General features: G+C 37.8%; 18 protein-coding genes and 1 riboswitch. Of the genes, 14 read left to right on the plus strand and 4 right to left on the minus strand.

Annotated elements, in window-relative coordinates:
• Window positions 1-219 precede the first annotated feature (219 nt).
• Window positions 220-1,530, minus strand: a complete 1,311-nt coding sequence (locus JOE23_RS00925) for an IS4 family transposase (RefSeq protein ID WP_204435414.1) — start codon at window positions 1,528-1,530, stop codon at window positions 220-222.
• 641 nt (window positions 1,531-2,171) lie between these two features.
• On the opposite strand from JOE23_RS00925, the gene JOE23_RS00930 reads away from it, so the two are divergent.
• From JOE23_RS00930 to JOE23_RS00995, 14 genes are all read left to right on the plus strand, one after another.
• Window positions 2,172-2,480 (plus strand): PTS sugar transporter subunit IIB, encoded by a 309-nt coding sequence (locus JOE23_RS00930; protein ID WP_204435415.1) that lies wholly within the window; start codon window positions 2,172-2,174, stop codon window positions 2,478-2,480.
• Between the two features lie 12 nt (window positions 2,481-2,492).
• Complete coding sequence (locus tag JOE23_RS00935; protein WP_204435416.1) at window positions 2,493-3,797, plus strand: PTS sugar transporter subunit IIC; 1,305 nt, start codon at window positions 2,493-2,495, stop codon at window positions 3,795-3,797.
• 86 nt (window positions 3,798-3,883) lie between these two features.
• Entirely contained in the window at window positions 3,884-5,794 is a 1,911-nt protein-coding gene (locus JOE23_RS00940; RefSeq protein ID WP_204435417.1) for a BglG family transcription antiterminator, read from the plus strand.
• A gap of 15 nt (window positions 5,795-5,809) precedes the next feature.
• On the plus strand, window positions 5,810-6,154 hold the full coding sequence (locus JOE23_RS00945) for a PTS sugar transporter subunit IIA (RefSeq protein WP_204435418.1): 345 nt from the start codon (window positions 5,810-5,812) through the stop codon (window positions 6,152-6,154).
• Window positions 6,155-6,419: 265 nt separating this feature from the next.
• A complete protein-coding gene (locus JOE23_RS00950; protein WP_204435419.1) occupies window positions 6,420-7,733 on the plus strand; it encodes a PTS sugar transporter subunit IIC in 1,314 nt (437 codons plus the stop codon).
• Between the two features lie 120 nt (window positions 7,734-7,853).
• Window positions 7,854-7,959, plus strand: a riboswitch (SAM riboswitch).
• A 149-nt stretch (window positions 7,960-8,108) separates the two neighbouring features.
• Window positions 8,109-9,206, plus strand: coding sequence for a methionine biosynthesis PLP-dependent protein (locus JOE23_RS00955; protein WP_204435420.1), 1,098 nt, complete (start codon window positions 8,109-8,111; stop codon window positions 9,204-9,206).
• 26 nt (window positions 9,207-9,232) lie between these two features.
• Window positions 9,233-10,327: a 5-methyltetrahydropteroyltriglutamate--homocysteine S-methyltransferase gene (locus JOE23_RS00960; RefSeq protein ID WP_204435421.1), complete on the plus strand. Its 1,095-nt coding sequence runs from the start codon at window positions 9,233-9,235 to the stop codon at window positions 10,325-10,327.
• Between the two features lie 695 nt (window positions 10,328-11,022).
• Window positions 11,023-12,042 (plus strand): methionine ABC transporter ATP-binding protein, encoded by a 1,020-nt coding sequence (locus tag JOE23_RS00965; protein WP_204435422.1) that lies wholly within the window; start codon window positions 11,023-11,025, stop codon window positions 12,040-12,042.
• Entirely contained in the window at window positions 12,042-12,701 is a 660-nt protein-coding gene (locus JOE23_RS00970) for a methionine ABC transporter permease (protein ID WP_204435423.1), read from the plus strand. The genes JOE23_RS00965 and JOE23_RS00970 overlap by 1 nt, the downstream gene beginning before the upstream one ends.
• A 167-nt stretch (window positions 12,702-12,868) precedes the next feature.
• The gene (locus tag JOE23_RS00975) at window positions 12,869-13,885 is read left to right on the plus strand and encodes a uroporphyrinogen decarboxylase family protein (RefSeq protein ID WP_204435424.1); all 1,017 of its coding nucleotides are present in this window, start codon (window positions 12,869-12,871) and stop codon (window positions 13,883-13,885) included.
• 13 nt (window positions 13,886-13,898) lie between these two features.
• Window positions 13,899-14,711, plus strand: coding sequence for a MetQ/NlpA family ABC transporter substrate-binding protein (locus tag JOE23_RS00980; RefSeq protein ID WP_204435425.1), 813 nt, complete (start codon window positions 13,899-13,901; stop codon window positions 14,709-14,711).
• Window positions 14,712-14,827: 116 nt separating this feature from the next.
• The gene (proC, locus tag JOE23_RS00985; protein ID WP_239585197.1) at window positions 14,828-15,637 is read left to right on the plus strand and encodes a pyrroline-5-carboxylate reductase; all 810 of its coding nucleotides are present in this window, start codon (window positions 14,828-14,830) and stop codon (window positions 15,635-15,637) included.
• Between the two features lie 13 nt (window positions 15,638-15,650).
• Window positions 15,651-16,403, plus strand: a complete 753-nt coding sequence (locus JOE23_RS00990; protein ID WP_204435427.1) for a VOC family protein — start codon at window positions 15,651-15,653, stop codon at window positions 16,401-16,403.
• A gap of 141 nt (window positions 16,404-16,544) precedes the next feature.
• Window positions 16,545-17,402, plus strand: coding sequence for an aldose epimerase family protein (locus tag JOE23_RS00995; RefSeq protein WP_204435428.1), 858 nt, complete (start codon window positions 16,545-16,547; stop codon window positions 17,400-17,402).
• 643 nt (window positions 17,403-18,045) lie between these two features.
• On the opposite strand, the gene JOE23_RS01000 is transcribed toward JOE23_RS00995, so the two are convergent.
• The 3 genes from JOE23_RS01000 to JOE23_RS18130 form a co-directional block, all read right to left on the minus strand.
• Window positions 18,046-19,440, minus strand: coding sequence for a sugar porter family MFS transporter (locus tag JOE23_RS01000; protein WP_204435429.1), 1,395 nt, complete (start codon window positions 19,438-19,440; stop codon window positions 18,046-18,048).
• 143 nt (window positions 19,441-19,583) lie between these two features.
• Window positions 19,584-21,017 (minus strand): response regulator, encoded by a 1,434-nt coding sequence (locus JOE23_RS01005; RefSeq protein WP_204435430.1) that lies wholly within the window; start codon window positions 21,015-21,017, stop codon window positions 19,584-19,586.
• A 10-nt stretch (window positions 21,018-21,027) separates the two neighbouring features.
• Window positions 21,028-22,440, minus strand: a complete 1,413-nt coding sequence (locus JOE23_RS18130; RefSeq protein WP_204435431.1) for a histidine kinase — start codon at window positions 22,438-22,440, stop codon at window positions 21,028-21,030.
• Window positions 22,441-22,445 lie beyond the last annotated feature (5 nt).

Raw genomic sequence — 22,445 nt, forward strand, 5'->3', positions numbered from 1 at the left:
AGTGGCTGTTGATTTGCGATCCAGGCATTCGCTTTCCGCGGGCTCGCGCTGAGCCTCCTCGTTCGCACAGAACGCTCACTGTGGGGTCTCATCGTCTTCGCTTTTCCCGCAGGAGTCGAATGCCTTCCTCTCCAATCAACAAAGTTAAAAAACAATAAGCTTTGGCAAAACCAAAATATTCATCTATACTGCTTTGAAAGTTCGTTCATAAGTAAGATTTTAGATGTCAAAAGGACTCTTATGCTGATAGCGATGGTCTTTTCTTCCATGCCGGTATACATTTTGATAAATATTCCTCATTAATGCAATAAATGAAGTGATATGATACAACAGCTGTCCTTGCCCCTCTTCAATAGCGCTTTTCGCTTGATCAATACACTTGTACTCACTTCCTTCGATCTGATGCTTCTGATAGAGATAATAACGACATTGGAAAGCAATCATAGACGAAAGGAGAATATGAATTAGCGTACCGTATAGATGGCACTCAAATCGTTCAGGATTCATCGCTCGTACCTTATCAATATCAAATAATGATTTCCATGTTTTAAATAGAATCTCCACTTGCCAACGCAACGAATAGATCGGATAGAGCTCTTGCATCTCCAATTGTTGCCGTGTTATATTGGTGGCAAGAATTTGGATTTGATTCTTTTTTGTGGCGGATTGGGTGTGGCCCCCTTTCCGCCTTCTTCTTTGTAAATAACCTTCCCGTTTCTCTTGTTGTTCTTCCGTCAACTGTTGAACAATTAGACGTGCTTGGAGTGTGTTTTTTCCCTTCTTGCCAATTTGAATGCACCCATACTCTATCGTTTCTCCTCCTTTTAGTTGTTTCGCATCTTCTTCCGGTTTGATTTGTAGCTTTTGTCCTTTTTCATTCCATGTCCAAAACGTCATATTGGAAGGAACGCGCGTGATATAAAAACCACCTCTACTTTCTATTCTCTTCAAGTGTTCTCCAGAAAAGTAACCAAGATCCCGCAAGATAAGATCTCCTGGTTCAATCGTATCAGCTAATTCGCGTGCAGCATACTGGTCACTATCTCTATGAGAGTAAAGCAATGTATGCAGAAATTTCCCTTGATATAGTTCATATTCTAATTGAATTTTAGCGCCATTCGGGTAAGAAGAATCCTTTGTAGGGACACCAAAAGAAGTAGTGTCTAAGATACGTATACGAGTAAATAATTCATCGATAGATAACGGATGGGCAACAAGATTTTGCTGCTTAGCTAACTGAAGAAAAATACTCTTCAAAAAGGCAACACCTTTCTCATTGAAACGTTGATGTAAGGCTTGTTTCGAAATATCCGTACCAGATAATCGCGTGATTGTTGCACAAAGCTTGCTCAATCCTTCAGCGCCTACTGTTTTTTGTAAAAAGGCACAGATACTTAAGAAATCCTCTGGCATTAATTTATTTTCACGTTGAACAAAACCTGTTTCACGCGCCCATTGACGTACCTCAGAAACAGATAACACCTGATGAACAGCTTGAATAAATGGCTCCATTTTCTTCGTGAAATGCATCGTAAACCCCTCCAAATAAATATTTCTTTTCTGTTAGGGTACCGTATTTTTCTGTTGTTTTAAATCTTACTGCTTAGCTTGACGGCTATGGGCCGTGCCCGTGGAAAGCGATCGTCTGTAACTGGCGTGGAATACACCATACTTTAATTATAAAACACCTCCATGGGTTAGTTTTTCAGCAGTCTCGAACAGCATGAGCTGAAGATCCATTGTGTGAGGCGTCCTTCTTCACACAGTGGAATATTAGACTAAACCCGTCACCTCGTGTGACAACGTCTAATTGACCTACATCCTGTAGGCCCGAAGCCGTGCCCGCAGAAAGGGAGTATATTTCCTCTGCGGGTATGTGATAAACCTACACATGCTACATTATTCGTATTTAGAGAGCATTTTTTTGTTATGTCCCGGCCTTTTTTTAAATTTACTTTAAAGAATAAATAGGGAAGAAAGGAGCCAAAAGTTGCTCTCCATCTCTATTTTATTTACAGCTTTATTTTAGATATGAGGAGTCGTCTAAAGATTTAATAGTCCATATTTTGCATTTTTAGTGATAATTATTGTTCTTTTTTTCTTTAATGTATACGTTTACAATAAAGCAGAAGCATTTCGTAAAAATATATGACCAAAGGGGAGGCTTCATAATGAGTAAAAGAATACTGTTAGCTTGTGCAGGGGGTTTTTCGACAAGTATGTTGGTTGAAAAGATGAAAGAAGAAGTTAAAAAAAGAGGAGAGGATGTTTTTATTGATGCATGTAGTGAAAGTAAAATTACTGAAAACTTGCCGGCAGATATTATTATGTTAGGTCCGCAAATGGGACATATTGAAGATGAAGTGAAGGATCTTGTAAACAATGAGGTTCCAGTGACGACCATTGATATGGCTGACTATGGGATGATGAACGGCGAGAAAGTTCTTGATGTTGCATTAGAATTAATAAATAACGGTTAGGAGGTTGGAGGAATGGGAAAAGACGGAGATATGAAAATAAAAATTCAAAAGTTTGCTTCCAAAATTCAAAAAAATCGTTATGTAAATAGTATTTCTGATGGATTAGCATCTGCTTTACCCGTCATATTGGGTGGGGCAATCTTTACATTAATCGATACGATTAATATTCCAGCTTACCAGAACTTTTTAGAGAGCACTAATTTGAAAGCGCTAACAGGAATACCGCCAGCTATTACTATTGAATTACTATCGTTATATGCTGTATTCTCAATTGCGTTTAATACAGCGAAACAGTTTAAAAGTGATGGTTTTTCTAGTGGTATTGTCGCTTTGATGAGTTTTTTAATTGTTACACCAATTGGCATTCTCAATGATGATGCGACCATGGCTTTAAGTTTTCAATGGTTAGGAGCAACAGGGCTGTTTGTCGCTATTATCATTGGTGTATTTACTGGAAGGTTAATTCCGATTATTTTAGAGAAAGGTCTCTATATCAAAATGCCAAAAGGGGTCCTTCCGACAATTGAAAAATCATTTGCTGCTTTAACACCAGCATTTACGGCTATTTTTATCATGCTGGTGATTAGAGGGATTTTTGAAGCGACCCGATTTGGTAATGTTCACGAATTTATATATTCTATTTTACAAGTGCCATTAACTAATTTAGGAAGTAGTTGGTGGGCCTATCTTATTATTATTGCAGCAATGAGTGTGCTTTGGTTCTTTGGTATTCATGGAACCATTGTCGTTATGAGTGTCATTATGCCGATTTGGGCGAGTTTAGGCTTAGAAAATTTGGCGGCTTTTCGGGCAGGAGAACCATTGCCTCATATGATTCCTGGTGGATCATTTTTTATGGTATATACAGCTTTAGGGGGTACAGGTGCGACCATAGGTCTTTCTCTTGTTTTGTTATTTGCTAAATCGAAGCGTTATAAAGTGTTAGGAAAGCTTGCGATCATTCCGGGTATTACTGGCATAAATGAGCCGGTTATGTTTGGTATACCTATTGTCTTAAATATGAAACTATTAATTCCATTGATAGTTTCCCCGATTATCGTATCAGTTATTGCTATCGTGGCTACATTTACTGGGATTGTACCACCGTTGCGAGGAATAGGTTTACCATTAGGAACCCCCCTACTCGTTAATGGTTTTCTAGAAGGTGGCGTAAGAGTGGCTATTTTACAAGCCGTATTGGTCGTCGTATCGGTTGTAATGTATTATCCATTTTTACGCAGTTTAGACCGTGACGCACTTCGTCTTGAAAGTGAATCCAATCATTCAACATCAAGTGATAGCGCGTCAGTAAGTTAATGGTGAAAGGGCTTGGTATTTTCACTAAGCCCTTTGGCTTTCTGTCGATTTGAGATAAATGCTTTTAGTTGTAGAGGTGAACTAATATGAGAACGATGACATTACTGGGTATTTTAGAAAAGTACGATCGCCCAGTTACAAAAGTTATACTATCAGAGAGAATGAACTTATCAGAAAGTTCTATACGCAATGTCGTTCGCGATTCAAATCAAATCGGAGAAAAAAATGGCTTTCAAATTGAATTGATTCGTGGACAAGGATATGTTCTTCATATTACTTCTCGTGAACGATACGATCAATTTGTAGTCAACGAAACGCACAGGAGTGAGATGTATAACCCTGAGCAACGTGTTAATTTCATTATTTCGTTTTTATTGCAAGCAGAAAATTACGTAACGATCGACCAGATTGCAACACATATGGATGTGAGTCGTAATACAATTGTGAAAGACTTGAAAGAAGTGGAAAAGAAAGTTGCAGCTTCTGATCTATTTCTAGAAAAGAAGGTACATTACGGCTTACGCGTTTTAGGAGAAGAAAGCGATTATCGCAGAGCATTTTCAAAATATGTTTTAACAGACTACTATTTAACACCAGTTAAAGAGTTTAAGACATTTAGAAGCTTGTTCAATTTAGATGAATTGAGGAAGGTTGTCAATGAAGCTTTAATGGCTAATGATTTAAAGATGAGTGATGTTGCTTTTGAAAATGTCGTGCGACACATTCGGATTTTAATTTTTAGGTCGCTAAAAAGTAACTTTGTCTCTTCATATAAGCATTTGAAAGTTGAACCAGAGAAAGGTTACTACCAGGTTGCTGAACAGATCGTAACTTGGATAAATAAAAAATATGATGTTGTTTTACCACAAAGTGAAATGATGTTTTTAGCTGCACATATTTCAGGTAAAGTTTCTATCGCCAAAATTGATGATCAGGAAAAGGCTGAAATAGATAATCAACTAGGCGAGATTTTGCAAACGTTGGATAGTGCATTTTCTACGTATTTTACTAACGATCCCGTGCTTAGAAATGATTTACTCTTTCACATGCTCCCTTTGATGAAGCGACTGTATTATAATATGCAGTTGGAAAATCCTCTGGTTGAAGAAATATATAGTAAATATGCAAATGTGTTTGTTATTGCCTTTCGATTTAGTGAATTAATTGAGAAGAAATATGGTTATCAGATGTCACGAGATGAAGTGGGCTATGTAGCGATTCATTTTGCTGCACATTTAGAGCGGATAAAAAGTGTCTCGTTAGAAAAGTATAAACGCATTGTTGTAATTTGTACAACAGGTGGTGGTAGTGCTGAATTGTTAAGATTAAACTTAGAGAATATTTTTTCGAATGCTTACATTTCAACAGCTTCTATTAACAATTTTAAACAGTATAAAGATGATCCACCGGATTTATTCTTAAGTACTGTTCCTATGGAAGCAAGTTATGCTCAGGTCCCAATCATTCAGATTAATGAATGGATAGATGAAGATGAAATACGAAGAATTAAAGATATTATTTCTTTTCAAATTCATCACAAACTAGATAATCAAGAAATTACAGGTTTAAAAGATTTATTTAACGAAGATATCTTTTATCGAGAAAAAAGTGATATCGATTATTTAAGTTTATTAAAGTTACGAGCGGATGATCTGGTTGCTAAAGGATACGCCGTTGATTATTTTCCGAACTCTGTTTTAGAGAGAGAAAAAAAATTTACAACCATTTATCGAAATGGTGTAGCTGGTCCGCATGCTATGAAACTTGATGCTATGAAAGATGCGGTTAGTGTAACGATATTACCAGAGCCAATCTATTATAATGATCGAACGATTCAAATTATCTTTTTAATTAATTTGAAGGCTGGTCACTTGTTTTTGCATAAGGAATTAAGTCGTTTATTAATGCGGTTAATGGATCATGACTATATACGACAACGATTAATCCAAACAAAAAATTTCCGTCAATTTATGGCAGAACTTGAACTGCTGATCTGATGTGGAGGGATTATAATGGAATTAGAACAAGAAATTATGCAAATTATTACAAATGGTGGAGATGCAAGAGCAAATAGTATAAAAGCCATTAGAGAGGCAAGAAGTGGTGAGATAACCAAGGCTGAAGCTTTGCTTAATAAAGCAAAGGATAGTTTGAACATCGCACATCAAGTGCAGACCCAATTAATTCAGGCTGAAGTTAGAGGTGTTCAAACAGCCATATCTTTATTAATGGTGCATGCGCAGGATCATTTGATGAATGCTTTGACAATTAAAGAGCTGGCGATTGAGATGGTCGAAGAAAGTAAGTGTCGTATTCAATTAGAAAATCAACTAAAGGGAGAGGATAAAGCTGAGTGAAAAAAATTATGAGCACGAGTATGTGAGTTGAAAAAAATGAAAGATTCTGCGTTAAATAGCTGAGAAAACTTAGCCATTGATGCTTGTAGTGAGAGTGAAATTGAAGATCATTACCTTTTGAGATTATGATGTTAGGGTCACCGATAGGTCATATAGTAGTTGGGGTGAAAGGCTTGGTTAATCATAATGTTCCTGTTCCGACTATAGGCATGGCTGATTATCGGATGATGAATATTGATTATAAAAAAAATAAAGGGGTCTTATCATGGGTCAAACAACGAGTTTTCGTGTTAAAGTTCAAAGATTTGCTTCCGCGATTCAAAAAAATAAATATATTAATAGTGTTTCGAATGGCTTATCATCAATTTTGCCTGTTATTTTAGGTGGTGCTATTTTCACTTTAATTGATACAATTAATATTCCAGCTTATCAAACTTTTTTAGTTAACACAGGATTGAAAGCGTTAACAGAAATACCGCCGATGATAACAATTGATTTACTTGCTTTATATGCTGTATTTGCCATTGCTTATACAACAGCAACTCAATTTAAAAGTGATGCCTTTTCTGCTGGTGTTGTCGCTCTAATGAGCTTCTTCATCGTTACACCTTTAGGGGTGCTAAGTGACGAGGCAACCCTAGCTTTAAGTTATCAATGGTTGGGGTCAACTGGGTTATTTGTGGCAATATTGATCGGTGTATTGATTGGCAGACTCTCAACACTCATTATTGACAATGGTTATTATATTAAGATGCCTAAAGGCGTGCCACCAACAATTGAAAAGTCATTTGCAGCATTAACTCCTGCTTTTATGGCAATTATTCTAATGCTAATGGTTAGAGGGATCTTTGAATTAACACCCTTTGGAAATATACATGAGTTTATTTATACTTTAGTTCAAGTTCCTCTTGTTAATCTAGGTGGCAGCTGGTGGGCTTATTTAATAGTCGTTTTTGTAATGAGTTTACTTTGGTTTTTCGGTATTCACGGTACGATTGTCGTCATGGGGGTGATCTTGCCAATATGGACAAGTTTGCGATTAGAAAATTTAGAAGCCTATCAAGCAGGTGTAGAATTGCCACATACGATAGCTGGTGGTGCATTCTTTATGACCTACACAGCAATAGGGGGGACCGGTGCAACGATTGGGCTAGCAGTCTTACTATTAATGGCCAAGTCAAAACGCTACAAAACGTTAGGGAAATTGGCTATTGTTCCAGGACTAACAGGGATTAACGAACCGATTATGTTCGGTGTTCCACTTGTTTTAAATATGAAATTACTTATTCCGTTAATTGTTGCCCCTTTAGCGACAAGTATAATTGCTATGCTTGCAACAACCATTGGTCTAGTTGAACCTTTGAGAGGGATAGGTGTCCCATTAGGCACACCCATTTTTATAAATGGCTTTTTAGAGGGTGGATGGCGTGTCCCGATTTTACAGTTAGTGCTATTACTTGTTTCTTTAGCCCTCTTTTATCCATTCTTTCGTTCATTAGATAGAGAAGCTCTTTTAGTTGAACAAGGAGAAGACCCTGAAGTGGCTGCTGATAAAGCAGCAAAGGCTTCAAATGCATAGTCGTATAAACAGTTATACAGCGATTTGTACTTTCGTATAAGGAAACATGGTAATTTTTAAATGGGAAAATAAAAAAAGTATTGCTTTTTACAAACTTGTATAATAGACTTAATTAAATAATTCTTATCCAGAGAGACTGAGGGATTGGCCCGATGAAGTCTCAGCAACCACCTTATGCGATAAGGTACGGTGCTAATTCCAATAGGCAATGCCTAGAAGATAAGAAGACGGTTCTGTTAGTGATAAAGACCTTCTTCTTAGGAGGTCTTTTTTTAATGCCCACCGTAAAAGCTTGAGTGATTGTTTAGAAATGAGCATCTTTAAAGTGGGTGTAAGGAAGCAAAACATATTTTGAAAAAAAGAGGTGAAAGAGCGATGTACAGAGATGAAACACTTTTGACTCAATTAGGGAATCGCGTCGACCATGAGACAGGTGCGATTAGCCTGCCGATCCACCTTTCAACGGCTTATCGTCATCCCACTTTAGCTGAATCAACTGGCTATGATTATACCCGGACAAAGAATCCGACGCGATATGTTTTAGAGCAGGGAATTGCTGAATTAGAAGGAGGGACGCACGGTTTTGCCTGTAGTTCTGGTATGGCTGCTATCCAATTAGTTCTTTCATTGTTCCAAGCGGGAGATCATCTTCTTGTGCCCACAGATATATATGGAGGGACTTATCGTTTATTTGATCACCTTTCACAGCAGTATCAAATCGAGATCAGTTATTTGAACTTTAAAGATACAGTTGCACTAAAACAAGCGATTCGTTCAACAACAAAAGCAATTTTTCTTGAGACGCCCACAAACCCCCTTCTAGAAGAATTGGATATTGCAGAAGTGAGTAGTATGGCGAGATCATTTGATCTCAAGGTTATTGTAGATAATACATTTTATACCCCCTATTTACAAAAGCCATTAACGCTTGGGGCAGATATCGTCATTCACAGTGCAACCAAGTACTTGGCCGGGCATAATGATGTGTTAGCAGGTTTAGTTGTATCTAAAGATTCAGAAATTTCTGATCGATTGGAGGTGTTGCATAACAACATCGGCGCAACTTTATCTCCTTTTGATGCATGGCTTGTGATTAGGGGGATGAAAACATTGCCGCTTCGTCTTAAACAACAACAAGAAAATGCAAAGCATATCGTGGCCTATTTGCAAAGTCACGATAAGATCACAACCGTTATTTATCCTGGAAAAGGGGGAATGTTATCTTTTCATTTGAAAAAGCAGGCTTGGGTTAAACCCTTTCTAGAACAACTTCGCATCATTAGCTTCGCAGAAAGTCTCGGCGGTGTTGAGAGCTTGATTACCTATCCGACGACACAGACTCATGCAGATATTCCGGAACAAGAACGGATTGCTCGAGGGATTGACCAAACTTTATTAAGGTTTTCTATAGGAATAGAAGCGATAGAAGACATTATCTTAGATTTAGAAACGAGTTTATCAAAACTAAAATAAATTTTAAAAAAAGGCAGGGGATTTAAATGACAATTAAAGCACCATTTCATGCAGACCACGTAGGAAGTTTGTTAAGACCAGAACGATTGAAAAAAGCAAGACGCGATTACAAAGAAGGTAAAATTAGTTTAGTTGAACGGCGAGAAGTGGAGACAGAAGAAATTAATCGCATTGTTAATCGGCAAATCGAGGCAGGTTTAGAGGTAGTCACAGACGGAGAATTCCGGAGAGATTGGTGGCATATTGATTTCTTGGAAAATTTAAATGGATTTGAAGGTTATGTTCCAGACCATGGTTATGCGTTTGAAGGTGTTGAAACAGAACCATACAATGTCCGTAATGTGGGCAAGATCTCTTTCAATCCAGATCATCCGTTTATAAAAGACTTTAAAGAATTTCATGCGATTGTTGATGGGAGAGCCACTGCAAAACAAACCATCCCAAGTCCAAACCAATTATTTCATGCGGATATCATTAATCATGATATTTATCCAGACTATGAGTCATATGCTAAAGATATCATTCAAGCATATCGTGATGCAGTGCAAGCATTTTATCAGGCAGGTGTCCGTTATTTGCAAATTGATGATGTCTATTTAGCGGCGTTATCATCACCAGACATTGATTTTGATAGCGGGCCATATTCACGTGATTATTTAATAGATTTAGCACTTCGGGTCGTTAACGGCGTCCTTGAAGGCAAACCAGATGACTTGACGATAACCACTCATATTTGCCGAGGGAACTATCAATCAACCTATGCATTTGGCGGTAGTTATGGCTTAATTGCTCCTACGCTTTTCGCTAAAGAAAAAGTAAATGGTTTTTTCTTGGAATATGATGATGATCGTTCAGGTGACTTTGAACCATTACAACACATACCGAATGGTGGACCTCATGTTGTTCTTGGCTTAATTACATCAAAGCGAGCAGAACTTGAGGATAAAGATTTAATTAAAAAACGGATTAAAGAAGCAACTGAATATGTTCCTCTTGATCAATTGTGTTTAAGTCCACAGTGTGGCTTTGCTTCTACACATCACGGAAATCTCGTAACTGAAGAAGATCAATGGAATAAGCTTAAACATGTTGTTGAGATTGCAAAAGAAGTCTGGGGTTAAAGTGAATCTCTTTAGCAAGAGATGCTTACATGTCGGTGTGATTATAGAACGTATATATTGAATTTTGTATTCATTATTTCATCAAAGTAAAAAAATAGACAGTAGACTCGTTCGTTTGGTAAAGTAATAAGTAACTAAATATGTGAGCCATCTATGATTAACATCAAGCTATTTTTAGCAAAAAAGCTTGCACTTTTTTGCTTTTTAATTTATACACTTAATTAAGCATAAAACGAACTTTCAATCAGTGGGCATTTTCATCCTTTTCCCACTGATTGGACAGTGAGTGAATCAGGACATTAGTATCTATCCGTTAGCGCCTATCTAAATAGATTCAACGCTCCGCTCTATTTTGAGTCGGGCGCTTTATGGATGGTTATCCGTGATAAAATTTCACCGAGATAGCTTAATCATGGAAGCGAGGGAGTTCAAGCTTAAAGGATAAGAAGGACAACGACTTTTGCCTTATGGAAAGGTGCTAAGTCATATTTTTTGTTTGTAATGCATATTATTCCGATCTATTCAGTGAGCTTTGTTTTGTGTTAAGATAGGAAGTGCAAAATTTTATCACAGTAGCAAGAAGAAAGGTAGTTAAAATTTTGAAGAACGAAGTATAAGAAAAACTAACCTATTCGCTAGAGAGCAAGTGAATATGCGTTTTTCTAACATGTTTTTGAAAAAAGGGGGGGTCCATCATGATTGAGCTACGCGGCATTCATAAAGTTTATCAAAAAAAAGATACAGAGGTGCATGCCCTTAAAGGGGTGGACTTAACGATCGAACAAGGAGATATCTTTGGGGTGATCGGTTACAGCGGTGCTGGAAAAAGCACTTTAGTTCGGTTGGTCAATTATCTAGAACAGCCGACAGAGGGACACGTTATTGTTGACGGGGCATATTTAGCTGAACAATCACCGAACGCACTTCGTCAAATAAAAAAACAAATCGGGATGATTTTTCAACATTTTAATTTACTAGAATCAAAGACTATTTATAAGAATGTGGCAATGCCGTTAATCTTGGCAAAGAAGTCAAAAAAAGAAATACATGCGCGTGTTTCAGAATTACTGGAATTTGTCGGATTAGCAGATAAGGCAATCAATTATCCAAGTGAACTTTCAGGTGGACAGAAGCAACGTGTCGGTATTGCTAGAGCACTTGCTACAAATCCGAAAATACTATTATGTGATGAGGCAACCTCCGCCTTAGACCCTCAGACGACACAATCTATTCTTGATTTATTACAACGTGTGAATAAAGAATATGGGATTACGATTATGTTAATTACTCATGAGATGTCAGTGATTCAAAAAATTTGTAATAAAGTTGCTGTCATGGAAGAAGGTAAGATTATTGAACAGGGTTCGGTTCTTGATGTGTTCGGCCATCCCAAGCATCAAACATCGCGTAATTTTGTTCAAACAGTAGTTAAAACTGATATTCCAAGGCGAATTAAAGACCATTTAAATCAACAAGATGTGCATGTATTAACGAAGCTAGAAATGGTTGGTGAGCATGCGACTCAACCTATACTCGCAACATTAATGCAACGGTTTGAGTTGACAGTAAGTGCTGTGTTTACCAATATGACAGAAATACAAGATACAACACTAGCGATTTGGTATTTGGATATTCAAGGAAAAGAAGCAGATAAAATCAATGCCCTCTCCTATTTAGAAGCGCAAGGTGTTCGAGTTGAGGAGGTGTCTATATAATGTTTGATACAAATATTACTCTGCAGCAATTTTTAGATGCAATTGGGGACACTTTATATATGGTTGGTATGTCGCTGTTAATTGGAACGATTTTTGGTTCCATCTTGGGTGTGATTATTGTTGTTACGAGACGTGATGGTATCCTGTCTTTTCCAATTATTTATACGATTTTGAACATTATCATTAATATTATTCGATCTGTCCCGTTTATTATCTTAATGGTGGCCATTATCCCTTTAACACGTAGTATTGTCGGGACATCCATTGGAACAAACGCAGCAATTGTCCCTTTAATTATTTTTATCACCCCATTTATTGCTAGACTTGTTGAAAATTCATTACTTGAAGTAGGACCAGGGATCGTAGAGGCAGCTGAATCAATGGGGGCAACTCCGTTTCAAATTATTCGGTATTTTATTTTACCAGAAGCATTTGGCTCACTTATTTTATCACTCGCCACGGCGACGATTTCATTAATTGGGGCAACGGCAATGGCTGGAACAGTCGGTGGTGGTGGTGTCGGCGATATTGCTATTGTTTATGGCTATCAGCGCTATGATACCTTTGCAATGGTGTCAACCATCATTATTCTTATTCTATTTGTTCAACTAATCCAGTCGACTGGAAATACATTAGCGCGCTGGGTACGTCGGCGATAAAACGAACCTTTAATCAGGGGCCTTTTCGTTCTTCGCCCACTGATTGCAGGTTTGAGTGGATCAGGACATTAGTGTCCGTTTAGCGCCTATCTTAATCGATTGAACGCTTCTCTATTTTGAGGTGGGTGTTTTACGGACGATTATCTGTGACAAAAGGGGAGATACACATGTCATATAATAAAAAAACACGATTTAAAAAAACTCTATCACAGGAAGTGTGCGATCGTGCAGTGGTCAGTGGTTGGCATCATTTTTTAGATAAAGAGCATACCGCTAATGATTTAGCCGAAGCAACGGTTAATTTTGCTAAACAATACGATTGGGATTGGATTAAAATAAACCCAAGAGCAACCTATTTAGCGGAAGCCTTTGGTAACGTCTATGATTTTACTGACTATCAATGGGTTTTCCCTAAACAAGTAAAAGCTATCGTGCAAACACCATGTGATTTGAGTAAAATCACTCGACTTGATATCTCAAAGTCTGCGCCACTGCAAGAACAGCTTGATGCGGCTAAGCAAATAAGAGCAGGGTTAGATGATATGCCAATTATCCAAACGGTGTTTTCCCCACTAACCATTTTAATGTTTTTAGCAGGACATATTTCTTACGTTGATCAAACGATGTATGGCAGTGAGCAACCAATTGATTTTCACCGCCTGCTTACCACACACCGTAGTGAGGTTCATCAAGCGTTACATGCAATTGCACTTACCATGGCAGATTACATTAAGGAGCTCGAAAAAAGCGGTGTTGATGGCCTATTTTATGCGACAACCGGTACGGCACACCCAGATTTATTTACTGAAGCGCAATTTAATGAGTTCTCACGTCCTTATGATACGATCGTATTACAAGCGATTAATCCGGGGGGGCGGATTTTGCACACTTGTGGTGCTTATGCTGATCCAGCGCGTTTTAATGATTACCCTGTTGAGGGGATAAGCTGGGATCCTGATGCTACTGGAAATCCTGATTTATCGGTACCGCTTGAGAAGGTTAAAGTAGCGGGGGTGGATCATCATATATTTGATACTGATGATCCAACATCGATTCAATTACAAGCAAAACAGGCTTTATCCATTATGGAAGGTCAACCATTTTTATTAGTGCCAAATTGTGCGGTATCTCCTGATGCCACACATCAAGCACTTCAATCTTTAAGAGATAGTATTAGACAATAGGGGGCAAAAAGAAATGAAGAAAAAAATATTTTTGTTAATGTTAGTTGTAGTAGCTGTATTAGCGGCTTGTGGTGGAGAAGATAACACGGATACGATTACTGTCGGGTTCGGTGTTGGAACTTACGAAGAGCAATTTAGAGAAGGTATTTTACCAATCTTAGAAGAACAAGGATATGAAGTAGAAATCCAAGTATTTTCACAAAATATGCAAGTAAACCCTGCCATGGCAGAGGGAGCTATTGATGCAAGTGTGTTTCAAAGTACAGCGTACATGGAAGGAATTAACGAGGAGTTAGGGATTGAAATGACGCGATTAGCGTTTGCGCCTGGAGCACCGCAGTCGCTCCATTCTGTACGTCATGATTCACTGGATGCGGTCGAAGATGGTTCAACAGTAGCCCTTCCTAATGACCCAGTTAATCAAGAACGCGCTGTCCGTATTCTAGAAGATCTAGGTTGGGTGACGGTTGCAGATGATGCAGGAACCACTGATTTTAATTTAAGTAGTGTATCAGCAGCAGACTATGATATTGACTTTCAAGTGTTAGATCCAGCACAAATTCTCGTTTCATTAGAAGATGTAGATTTCGGTATTATTAATGGGAATTATATTGCTGAAGCAGGGATGCGTATTGCTGATGGCTTAGCGATTGAAGACACACCTGAGGAACATCGCATTATTGTTACCGTATTAGAAGAAGACTTAGACGAAGAATGGGCTCAAGACTTAAAAGCGGCGTACGAATCAGCAGAATTTGAAGCATACATTACTGGTGAATCAAAATATGATGGTTTTGTTTTACCAGAAGCCTGGGAGAACAATTAAGTAAGAGCTGATTAAAGAAAATCAGTAGAGATCAATAATGGCTCTACTGATTTTTTGATAAGTTTAGTTTGACGTGGTTTGTAAAAAAATTTATTGTTCGTAAAAAGAAGGAGTGAATGAAAGTGGGAAATCAAGTGCATTTTATTGGCGGCGGACAAATGTCTGAAGCGATGATTCGTGCGATTTTAGCGAATAACGTGTTAACAACAAAAGATATTACGGTGACCGACATTAGTGAAGAGCGTCAAAACTATTTAACTGAGACATATCAAATTGAGACTGATCAACAGCAAGCGCAGTTTTTGGCTGATGCTGACCTTATCGTTATTGGTGTCAGACCACAAGATGATCTTCAATCTGTCTGTCAAGTGATTAATGACTATGGTTCAAAAGCTGCAACTGTCATCTCAATTGTAGCGGGAGTGACGATTGAACAATTTGAACGGTGGTTTGATCAAGGACGCGCAATTGCCCGTGTTATCCCAAATACGTTAACCGACACCGGAAGAGGGTATAGTGGCGTCGCATTAAATGGACATGCTAATCAAGCAGATGTTGATCAATTTTTAAATGGATTTGGCAAAGTAAAATACATTGATGAGAAATTAATTGATACATTTACTGGCTATGGTGTAGCTGGTCCTAATTACATTTATTATTTTATTGAGTCTTTAGCGGATGCTGGTGTTCTTGCTGGTCTACCTCGTGATATAGCTTGGGAAGTCGCTCTAGAAAATATGGTAGGTGCTGTTGAGATGCTCCAAAAATCTGGCAAGCATCCTCGTCAATTATTAGATATTAACAATTCACCTGCTGGTGTTGGGATCAATGCTTTGCATGAATTAAATCGATCTGACTTTGCTGCTGGCTTACAACGCAGTGTGCTTAAAGCGGTTAAACGAACAACAGAATTAGCAAATCAGTAGGAGGAGAGTAAAGATGGCAAATCTAATTTGGGATCATACCGTCCATTATGTTAATGATTTAGAAGATGCTCGTCAAACTTTTGAAAAACAAGGTATTACCGCATTTCGCGGTGGTTCACATAAGCAATGGGGAACGTATAACGTATTAAGTTATTTTGGCTTAACTTACTTGGAATTCCTTGGGGTTGAGAATCGTCAACTAGCTGAATCGATTACAGAGCCAAATCAAGTGGTAAAAGATGCAGTTAAATGTTTGCCCGATCATGAAGGTTTTAGTCGAGTGGCATTACGAACAGATAATATAGAAGCGATTCGAGAACAATTAATCGAGCATCAAATTGATGTTTCCCCTATTATGGAGGGCAAGCGGTATAATGCACAAAATCAATTGATTGAGTGGAAGATGATGACGATAGCAGGCGATTTTCAAGGGCTTCCTTATCCATTTGTCATTGAATGGTTGGTAACGGATCAAGAAAGATATAAACAATTACGAGAAGCTGGCATTATTTCTGAACATCCACTTGGGGACCTCTCTATGTCGGAAGCCGTTTTTTACGTACCAGATCCAAAAGCAATGGTCGATCACTGGTCGATGATTTTTCCTATAGAAAAAAAGAATGCCACCTGTTTAACGCTTGAGGATAAAGTATTTGTATTTAAACAAGCAACAAAGGCACAGCTCTCTGAACTTGTCATTAATAGTCCTGAGACAAAATTAATAGAGATGAATGGGGCAACTTATCGTCTTCGTTCGACAAAATAAAAAAATAGATATTCAATTTCGACGATTTTTAGTATAATAGAGTAGGTGTGATTTGACCTAGTATTTAATTAAATGTTAGGTTAGGCTTAGACTACATAATTAGATAGAGATAACAAAAATCGTTAAGGGGATATCTAACATATGTATAAAATTGAAAGCTTTGAGAAACAAATGTTTGCGATGTATCAACTAAGCAATGAGGAGGGCACATCGTGGATTACCGTTTGCCCTGAACGTGGCGGAATTATTATTGGCTATGGTACCAAAGGTCAAGAGAAGTTATATTTAAATGAAGAAACATTGTATGATCGTAAGCAAAATATTCGTGGCGGGATTCCAATTTTATTCCCGATCTCTGGTCAATTACCTAATGGTCAGTATCAGTGGGACGATAAGCATTATCATATGCCCAATCACGGTCTTGCCCGTATTCATCCATGGGAAGTTATTGAGACATATGCGGATGAAGAGAAAGCGTTTATTTCTATTTTATTTGAGAGTAGCATTGGAACAAAAGAAGCTTACCCGTTTGATTTCGAGGTTATCTTTACATATACACTTAAGGAAGATCAACTCTTTATCTATCAAACCTATCGTAATGTAGGCTCAGCTCCAATGCCGATTTATCCCGGACTACATCCTTATTTTAAAGCAAATTCAAAGCTAGTATCGATCGACACCGATGCTAAAACCTATTATGATTACAACGATGATCAGACAAAGGACTTTACGGGTCAGATTGATTTGGAGAAATTGAAGGAAGCGGTTGTTTTAGAGAATAAGCGAGCAGCTGTGGACGCTAAGTTTGATGACGTTGATGTTCATATCGAAATGGGTAAAGATTTTCGCTACACGGTTTTATGGTCAGAACAAGGCAAAGAATTTGTCTGTGTAGAACCATGGACTGCCAAGACTGGTGAATTGGGACATCAGGATGAATTAATTATTGTCGAACCCAAAGATGCGCATGAAACATGGGTAAGTTTTCAAGTAGTCTAACACCAAATATAATGTATTATACTTACAGCTCAGAGTAAAGCATGCTTTGAGCTTTTTTGTGTTTTGTTAAAGCTAATATCTAGCTAACCTTTAGCTTCTAAACCACTATTTGATGTGACAAAAAAAGAACGACTTTATCAATTGAAATTAAACTACTTTGTACAAACGGATTGTTTTAAATAGGAATAATCCGCTGAGAAAGAAATGACCTTATCGCTGCAACTTATCATATACTTACTTTATTCACTAGTACATGAGCTAAATCAGCTCTGAGTCAACAGGTTGGTCTTTGCCGTGCTTCTCAAGTTGCTGATTTCGGAGCTACAAGATGTAAGTCAGTTAGACGTTGTCACATGATGTGCTGGCTTTAGTCTGAAATTCCACTTAGCGTTTCTTCAGACGCCTGCTGTTCTACTGGATTAGGAATGTTTCAGTAGCCATACATTGCACAAACGAAATCTGATTTATACTTTCGAGGAGTGTCACATATTTCATCTGCTGATTGTGGTGTACGACATGTAAATCCGAATGATAACAGGTTGCCTTATCATCCGGATTTTATTATCACATGGTTTTTGATCGAGCTTCTAAATACTAGCTATAATGTATTAACAACCGCACGCTTTTGCATAACGTAGTCGTCTTATACTGAATGTTTTAAAACAGCGCTTCCTTGTTCTTCTACCTTCCAAAGTTCACCAATTTCTTCAAGTGATTTATTTTTCGTTTCAGGTACGATGGTCATTACGAAAGTAAAGCAAATGACATTAATCACGGCAAACATGAAGAACGTATTTGCATTTCCAATTGTACTAAATAGCATCGGGGTGAATTGTCCGATTGCCCAGTTGGCACCCCATAAGAAGATAGTCGCCAGACCAACTGCTTTTGCGCGTAAATGGTTTGGGAAGATCTCTGGAATCATAATCCAAGGAATAGGTCCCATGGAAATACAAAAACTAGCGGTAAAACTTGCAATTGTAATTAAAAGTAAGATACCGGAATTGGCAGGTTGGAAGTAGTAGATACTACCAATCGCTAACATAAATAGCGCCATTAAACTTGATCCAATGGCCATTAGTTTTCTACGACCTAAACGATCAATTAAGATAAGCGCAACGATGGTGAAGGCTACTTGTACTGCACCTATTACCGTGGTGGCTAAAAACTCTGTGTTGTTTCCAAAGCCAATGCTTCTAAAGATTTCCGGACCATAATATGTCACCGCATTCATGCCAATCACTTGATTAAATAGAGCTAAGAAAATCCCAACCCCCATCGCTTTACGCATGCCTGGTTTAAACAACGCTTTTGTAGAGGAATTGGTTTCATTCACAATTGATTGTTTAATACTAGCTAGTTCAGCTTTAGCTACCTCTTTTCCGTTGATTCGAGTTAACGTTTTAAAGGCATCTTCATCGTTCCCTTTTTGAACCATATAACGTGGACTCTCTGGAATAAAGAAGAGTAATGATAAGAAAATAATGCCAGGAATAATCCCGTAACCTAACATCCAACGCCAACCAGCTTCTAATCCCCATTCATATGTGCCACTGTTTGCGACGCCATAATTGATGTAGAATGTTGCTGAAATACCTAGAACGGTAAATAATTGATATAGTGAACCTAACCGACCACGAATATCTGGCGGTGCGCATTCAGAAATATAAGTAACCGATAAAGCAGAAGCAAAGCCAATGCCTAACCCGCCTAAAATACGTGCATACACAAGCATTGTTACCCCTGTTGCAAAGGCGCTTCCTGCCGCAGAGAGAATAAAGAAGATCGCGGATACCATTAAAATCTTCTTGCGACCAAACTTGTCACTAAAGTAACCCGAAGTTGCAACTCCTGTTACGCCACCGATCATGACACAAGAAATAACCCAACCTTTCATCGCTGGACTTAGTTGGTAAATCTCTTCTAAATAACCGATCGCTCCTGATATGACAGCGGTATCAAAACCATATAACAAACCGGCCATTCCTGCTGCACATGCAACCAAAATCACATACCAAAGTGAATGTCTTTTTTTCATTATGTTTTCCCCCATCTTTTTTTATAAACTTTCTTAAACATATTAACTGGCTTATGACTTCACTTTAGCATGGTTTAAAACGTTTTCACGAAGCGCTTTCATGATATTTTTGCGATTGACTAGACAAATTTGTCCTATCTCATTTAATCAGCTTCACGGTATGCGGTTGGTGTTAGCCCAAACTGTTTTTTGAACAAGCGACTGAAGTAGTTAGGATCACTATAACCGACTTGAATGGCAACTGCTTTAAGTGGGATACTTGTATCTTTTAGCAAGCCTTTAGCCGCTTTCATGCGTTTATCTCGAATGTAATCGACGTATGACATGCCTAAATAATCTTTCAATGATTTACTTAAGTAATAGACACTTAATTTAACTTCAGATGCGACCTCCTCAAGTGATAAGTGTGTATCAGAGTAATGGTTATCAATATACCTTTTGGCTTTGTCTAATGGCGATTGATGACTTCTTTTGTCTCTAAGTAAGTCAAATACCTTAATCAACTTTGATTTAAGATAACGTCTAAAACCTTCTTTATGTGTTATTGCTTCAAGGGCTCTTGTGTCAATGACGCTAAATGGATCAATGCCTATTGTTTCGAACCGGTATAAAAGGGGGTAAACCTGTCGTTTCATCATGGTTACTTTATGTTGTGAAACTTCAGCTAATAGAAAACAATAGCTGTCAAGAGCTTTAAGTAATTTAGCTTTATCAAGCTCATCCATAGCATTGATCAATTGATGCGTATAAGCGACTAACTGTTTTTTAATGCTTTCAGTTGAGCTATCACTATTTTCTTTGTAACAACTAAATCGTGCGCTTTCATGGTTAGCCACATCTAAATAACTGATAAGAGCTTCTTCATAGCTCTTAATTAGTTGGGAGGAATCATGCTTTAGGCCACCTAAACCAAAACGATAGCTGGAATCTTTCAATAACCGTTTCTTTAATAATGAAAGTCCTTCTTCTAGATTAGATAGCCCCATAATCGCGATTGGAATATAATTAGCCATCTTTGGACCCACGATCACTTTGTCTTCGTCCGCTTGAAAGCAACTAAGTAGTGCTTCCTCTGTTGTTTCTTTACTATCTACTATCGCAACCGCGACAGATTCGTTACCTTCTTCATCACCTAATTCTGATAATAAATGACTCACGAACCATTCGCGGCGCTTCAGTTGGGTCATCTCGTGATTTTTATCCATTTTTTCATGAAGCTGTTTCGTTACCTTATCAAATACTTGGTAAACTTCATCAACAGAGGTTGGTTTTAATAAGTAGGCTTTTACACCATACTCAATTGCTCTTTTCGCATAATGAAAAGTATCATAAGCACTAACCATAATAATCTCTACATTAGGGTCCATCTGTTTTATTTGATCAGTGGCCATGAGTCCGTCCATCCCGGGCATCTTAATATCCATAAAAATAACATCTGCATGTTGTGCCGCATGTAGCTTTACAGCTTCTCGTCCATTTTTAGCATGAAGGATCGTTAATCCATCTTCTTTTTTTATTAGCATTTGTTCAATTACTTTACGTTCAATAGCTTCATCATCGGCTAGAATAACGCGCATAGGTTTCACCTCATCTGTTTAATCGTATGCTTACGGTCGTACCTTGACCTAAAGTGGATTCAATCATAAAGGTATGGTCAATTTGAAATAGCTTCAGACGCTCTCGCACATTTTTTACTCCAATACGTGTGGAATGCCCACGCACTTGTCGGCTGATTCCTTCAAAAGTTAGTAATTGATCAACGGTTTGTTGATCCATTCCATCTCCATTATCTGTAATTTCAATCAGTACATGATCACTATAGTCACGCACTGCTAAAAGGATGAAGCCCCCTTCTTCAATGGATTCTATACCATGAATACATGCATTTTCAATGAGGGGTTGTAACGTTAAGGGGGGAATGTCTAGATCGAGTGCCGTCTCATCCACATCAGCAATAAAGGAGATTCGGTCACCAAATCTTGCGTTTTGTATTTGAAAATATTTTTTTACAGACTCGACTTCCTTTAAAAGTGTCGTTTGTTCTTTTAAGTCACCAATATTATGACGAAAGAGCCCAGATAGGGCATGTATCAGTTTGTCGGTGTGTTCAGCACCTTCAATATAAGCTGTTCTTGAGATCACATTAAGTGTATTAAAAAGAAAATGGGGTTGGATTTGATTTTGCAGACTTTTGAATTCCATTTCTTTTAAGCGTTCTCGCATTCTCCCTTTTTCTTTCATCTCAATAATCGCTTCGTCTATGTTTGTTTTCATTTGGTTAAACGTCTTTGCTAGCATTTTAAGTTCAGTAGCCCCGCTTGGCTTCACGTCACCAACTTTATAATTACCCACAGCGATTTCTTTTGCTTGTAAGGTTAATTGGTCAATGGGTTTGGTGATTTTATCGGCAATGTTTTGAGCACTATAAATCGCCCAAACTAGTAATAATCCTGTAACTAGTGTAATAATTATACGAATCATTTGAATCCTTGATTCTTCCAATGCAATGATTTCTTGATGCTTTGTGATCACTTCATCAATCAAAGTTAGTGTTTCTTCACGAATAAACCCGCTAAGTTTTTCGCTTTCTCGGTAAAGACTAGAGTATACATCAACTGGCGTTTCGCTCACTGCAATGATCGTCTCTTCTGTTACCGTCAAGTAACGGTTTAAAAAGCCAAGATAAGATAAATAATCAACAATGTCGTGTTTATCACGTTCAAAAAGAAGAGAGGCTTGTCTAAGTTTCTCGATATCTTCATAAACAAGTGTGTATTGCTCATCGGTTGGTTCTTGAACATATTGGTCTAACGATTCTGTCGTTAACATCGTTAAGTGGTTTAGCTGATTAAGGGTTTGTGTTTCTGCGTTTTGTTTTTTATATAAGTCATTAATATGCCAATGGCTGTAAGACTGAAAAGCGATTAAAATAAAAACCATGGTAAGAATCGCTACAAAATAAAAAAGTAATTGCTTTTTTATCGATAATGTTTTAAACACGGATT

Origin of the sequence: Amphibacillus cookii (assembly GCF_016908375.1) — a bacterium.
In the GTDB taxonomy this organism is placed as follows: Bacteria; Bacillota; Bacilli; order Bacillales; family Amphibacillaceae; genus Amphibacillus_C; species Amphibacillus_C cookii.

Excerpts from the sequence above, each read along its gene's own strand:
- JOE23_RS00925 (WP_204435414.1), bottom strand. The coding sequence starts at position 1,530 with ATGCATTTCACGAAGAAAATGGAGCCATTTATTCAAGCTGTTCATCAG.
- JOE23_RS00930 (WP_204435415.1), top strand. The coding sequence starts at position 2,172 with ATGAGTAAAAGAATACTGTTAGCTTGTGCAGGGGGTTTTTCGACAAGT.
- JOE23_RS00935 (WP_204435416.1), top strand. The coding sequence starts at position 2,493 with ATGGGAAAAGACGGAGATATGAAAATAAAAATTCAAAAGTTTGCTTCC.
- JOE23_RS00940 (WP_204435417.1), top strand. The coding sequence starts at position 3,884 with ATGAGAACGATGACATTACTGGGTATTTTAGAAAAGTACGATCGCCCA.
- JOE23_RS00945 (WP_204435418.1), top strand. The coding sequence starts at position 5,810 with ATGGAATTAGAACAAGAAATTATGCAAATTATTACAAATGGTGGAGAT.
- JOE23_RS00950 (WP_204435419.1), top strand. The coding sequence starts at position 6,420 with ATGGGTCAAACAACGAGTTTTCGTGTTAAAGTTCAAAGATTTGCTTCC.
- JOE23_RS00955 (WP_204435420.1), top strand. The coding sequence starts at position 8,109 with ATGTACAGAGATGAAACACTTTTGACTCAATTAGGGAATCGCGTCGAC.
- JOE23_RS00960 (WP_204435421.1), top strand. The coding sequence starts at position 9,233 with ATGACAATTAAAGCACCATTTCATGCAGACCACGTAGGAAGTTTGTTA.
- JOE23_RS00965 (WP_204435422.1), top strand. The coding sequence starts at position 11,023 with ATGATTGAGCTACGCGGCATTCATAAAGTTTATCAAAAAAAAGATACA.
- JOE23_RS00970 (WP_204435423.1), top strand. The coding sequence starts at position 12,042 with ATGTTTGATACAAATATTACTCTGCAGCAATTTTTAGATGCAATTGGG.
- JOE23_RS00975 (WP_204435424.1), top strand. The coding sequence starts at position 12,869 with ATGTCATATAATAAAAAAACACGATTTAAAAAAACTCTATCACAGGAA.
- JOE23_RS00980 (WP_204435425.1), top strand. The coding sequence starts at position 13,899 with ATGAAGAAAAAAATATTTTTGTTAATGTTAGTTGTAGTAGCTGTATTA.
- proC (WP_239585197.1), top strand. The coding sequence starts at position 14,828 with ATGAAAGTGGGAAATCAAGTGCATTTTATTGGCGGCGGACAAATGTCT.
- JOE23_RS00990 (WP_204435427.1), top strand. The coding sequence starts at position 15,651 with ATGGCAAATCTAATTTGGGATCATACCGTCCATTATGTTAATGATTTA.
- JOE23_RS00995 (WP_204435428.1), top strand. The coding sequence starts at position 16,545 with ATGTATAAAATTGAAAGCTTTGAGAAACAAATGTTTGCGATGTATCAA.
- JOE23_RS01000 (WP_204435429.1), bottom strand. The coding sequence starts at position 19,440 with ATGAAAAAAAGACATTCACTTTGGTATGTGATTTTGGTTGCATGTGCA.
- JOE23_RS01005 (WP_204435430.1), bottom strand. The coding sequence starts at position 21,017 with ATGCGCGTTATTCTAGCCGATGATGAAGCTATTGAACGTAAAGTAATT.